The 3,017-nt window shown below is 36.3% G+C and carries 3 protein-coding genes; all 3 read left to right on the top strand.

What is annotated here, in order from left to right; all coding sequences use genetic code 11:
- The first annotated feature begins 161 nt into the window (after window positions 1-161).
- The 3 genes from ACLFMM_RS09640 to ACLFMM_RS09630 all read left to right on the top strand — a co-directional run bounded on the left by ACLFMM_RS09640 (window position 162) and on the right by ACLFMM_RS09630 (window position 2,917).
- Entirely contained in the window at window positions 162-1,322 is a 1,161-nt protein-coding gene (locus ACLFMM_RS09640; RefSeq protein ID WP_410808518.1) for a S1C family serine protease, read from the top strand.
- A 69-nt stretch (window positions 1,323-1,391) separates the two neighbouring features.
- A complete protein-coding gene (gene sfsA / locus ACLFMM_RS09635) occupies window positions 1,392-2,144 on the top strand; it encodes a DNA/RNA nuclease SfsA (RefSeq protein WP_410808517.1) in 753 nt (250 codons plus the stop codon).
- A 20-nt stretch (window positions 2,145-2,164) separates the two neighbouring features.
- Window positions 2,165-2,917, top strand: coding sequence for a HesA/MoeB/ThiF family protein (locus tag ACLFMM_RS09630; protein ID WP_410808516.1), 753 nt, complete (start codon window positions 2,165-2,167; stop codon window positions 2,915-2,917).
- Window positions 2,918-3,017 lie beyond the last annotated feature (100 nt).

The following is a 3,017-nucleotide window of genomic DNA, read 5'->3' as shown; positions in this document are numbered from 1 at the left end:
AATATTATTTGAAATGGGTGGAAAAAAGATACTTAAATTTACCTGTATAAAAGATCAAAAATTCATCGCAGCAGATAAAAATACAGGGATAAGATGATTTCTTGAACCTATCTATAGTATCTCACAAATTATAAATTTATCAATAGCATAATTAACCCTTAATGGATAATAGAGAATATCATAATGGAAGAAGCCGGATTTTTATAATAGCAACCCTCTTTTTCATAGTAGGGTTGATGGTAGGCGGAATTACGCTGGCACTTTCAAAGAATTCGGATAATAACCAGGATCAGGACCATGCACAGAAAAACGTACAGATAAATACAAACAAAACCATCAATTATTCTGAATCCTATAAAGAACTATATAAACAGGTTTCAGATTCAGTTGTGTCCATAAAAATAAGGAAGGACGGTTTAAGTCGGACCACAGGTGAAGGATCAGGTTTTATCTATGATTCCAATAGACATATCATAACAAACCAGCATGTAATTAACGGGTCTGACAATGTAGAAGTTGTATTTTCAAATGGAGCAACAGAAAGTGCAGAAATTGTCGGATCTGACAAATTCTCAGATATTGCTGTTCTCAAGGTAAGTGAAATTCCATCAGATGATGATTTTTCACCATATCCACTTGAACTCAGTAACTCGTCCAATATTGAACCTGGTGAATTTGTGATGGCAATTGGTAATCCGTTCGGTCTTGAAGGCAGTATCACCCATGGAATTGTGAGTGCAACCGGTAGAGTATTGCCAACTGAGGAAGGTTTCTCTATTCCAAACGTAATTCAGACCGATGCTCCACTGAATCCCGGGAACTCGGGAGGTCCTCTTCTGGGTCTCTCAGGTCAGGTTTTAGGTGTAAACCGGGCTAAAAGTGGTGATAATGTCGGTTTTGCCATCCCATCAAATAAAGCCAAAAGAGTAGCAGATGCCATTATTGAAAAAGGTGAATATGGGCATGCATGGATAGGTATCAGTATGGTTCCTGTAAGTTTAAATGCTGCCAACTATATGAACCTTAATGATACCGTATCAGAAGGGGTAATGGTAGTAAAAGTTATAGATGGGGGACCTGCCGATAAAGCAGGATTGGAACCCGGAAAACAAATTACGGTAAACGGTGAACCTACATGGGTTGATGGTGATATCATACTGGGAATGGACAACAGAGATATTAGAAACAACGACCAGTTGATAACTTATCTGGATACAAAGTCATCTGGTGACAGGATAAACCTCAAAATATACCGGGACGGTGCTATAAAAAACTTTAACGTTACACTGGAGAACAGACCTAAAAGTATATTGCAACAGTGAAAAATAGAATTTTATAATCTGTTAATTTTTAACCATCCCTATTTTTTGATATTTCGGAGTGTAAAACAAGTGGAAGCGGATAAAATACCTGTTATTCATATACCATGGGATGCAGAAGGTATATTTGTATCCAGAGAAAACAGATTTCTCGGTATTGTTGATATTATCAATACTGAAACAATCAGAAATGAAAAAGTGCACATAAGAGACCCAGGAAGATTGGAAGATATATTATATTCCGGAAATAGGGTTCTTTTAAATAAAGCAGAAGGTGAAAAACGGAAAACTAAATGGGAAATGATAGCAGGTAGTGTAAATAATAAATGGATTTTAATCAACTCAGTCTATCATCGAAAAATAGCGGAACAGGTAATTGAAAACGAAAATATCAGCCCTCTGGGCAAAGTGGACAGTATAATACCAGAACAACAATTTGGAGACAGCAGACTGGATTTTCTTGTCAACCGAAAAGATTCAACGACATGGATTGAAGTTAAAGGATGTACACTACAAAATAATGGAATAGCACTGTTTCCGGATGCACCTACTACTCGTGGACAAAGACATATAAAGGAACTAATAAAAGCGGTTGAACAGGGACATACGGGTGCTATGATTGTACTTGTATTCAGACCTGATGCTGTATGCTTTACTGCGAATATGGAAATCGATTCGGAGTTCTCCAGACTTTATAAACAAGCTCTTGAAATTGGTGTACAGGTGTATCCACTTCTATTCAGTTATGAAAACGGCACTCTGTATTATATATCCCGGTTACCACTTTGCAATTATCAATTAAAAGATGAACATGCTAGCAGCTAAATAAAAAGAGGATATACCAAATGATTTCTGACAATGAACATGAACAATACAGCCGACAGATGATGATATTTGGTGAAGAGGGACAGGAAAAATTAAAAAAATCATCTGTAACCATAATCGGTTCCGGTGGTCTTGGTTCACCCATAGCTATATATCTTGCTGCTGCAGGAGTGGGTAAAATCAAAATTATAGACCATGATACTGTTGAATTGAGTAATTTGAACCGCCAGATTATCCACCATCACAGGGATATCGGGTCTTTGAAAACTGATTCTGCAAAACGAAAACTCAATGAACTGAACCCGGAAATTGATATAGAAACATCAAATGAGACTATAGTTCCAGATAACATAGAAAATGTTATAGGTAAAACACATATAGTAGTGGATGCACTGGATAACTATTACACACGTTTTTCGCTGAATGAAGCCGCTGTCAAAATGAAAGTTCCCATGGTACACGGTGCAGTAGAAGGTTTCCATGGACAGGTGACAACAATTATTCCTGAGAAAACCCCTTGTATGAGATGTATTATTTCAAAAATACCCCCCAAAAAAACATTTCCTATTCTTGGAACAACAGCCGGGATAATTGGCACAATACAGGCAAATGAAGTGATAAAATATCTTACAGGGACCGGTGAATTGCTAAATGGTCATCTTCTATTATGGGATGGTCTAAACAGCAATATGGAAAAAATACATGTTAGTAAAAATCCGTATTGTGAAATATGTGGGTCTGGAGAAAATAATTATATGAATAATGAAAAATAAAATCCATCGGATTTAGGGGTTATAGACTAACTTTTTTGAATGGGAAATAAAACAGTTCCCAAATTATACAACAAATTTACATAATATTACATACAATATT

Origin of the sequence: Methanohalobium sp. (assembly GCF_046546175.1) — an archaeon.
In the GTDB taxonomy this organism is placed as follows: Archaea; Halobacteriota; Methanosarcinia; order Methanosarcinales; family Methanosarcinaceae; genus Methanohalobium.
This window is presented reverse-complemented; position numbering and strand designations above follow the sequence as displayed.

What these genes read in the sequence shown, in the direction of transcription:
- ACLFMM_RS09640 (WP_410808518.1), top strand. Translation starts at nt 162, where the DNA reads ATGGATAATAGAGAATATCATAATGGAAGAAGCCGGATTTTTATAATA.
- ACLFMM_RS09630 (WP_410808516.1), top strand. Translation starts at nt 2,165, where the DNA reads ATGATTTCTGACAATGAACATGAACAATACAGCCGACAGATGATGATA.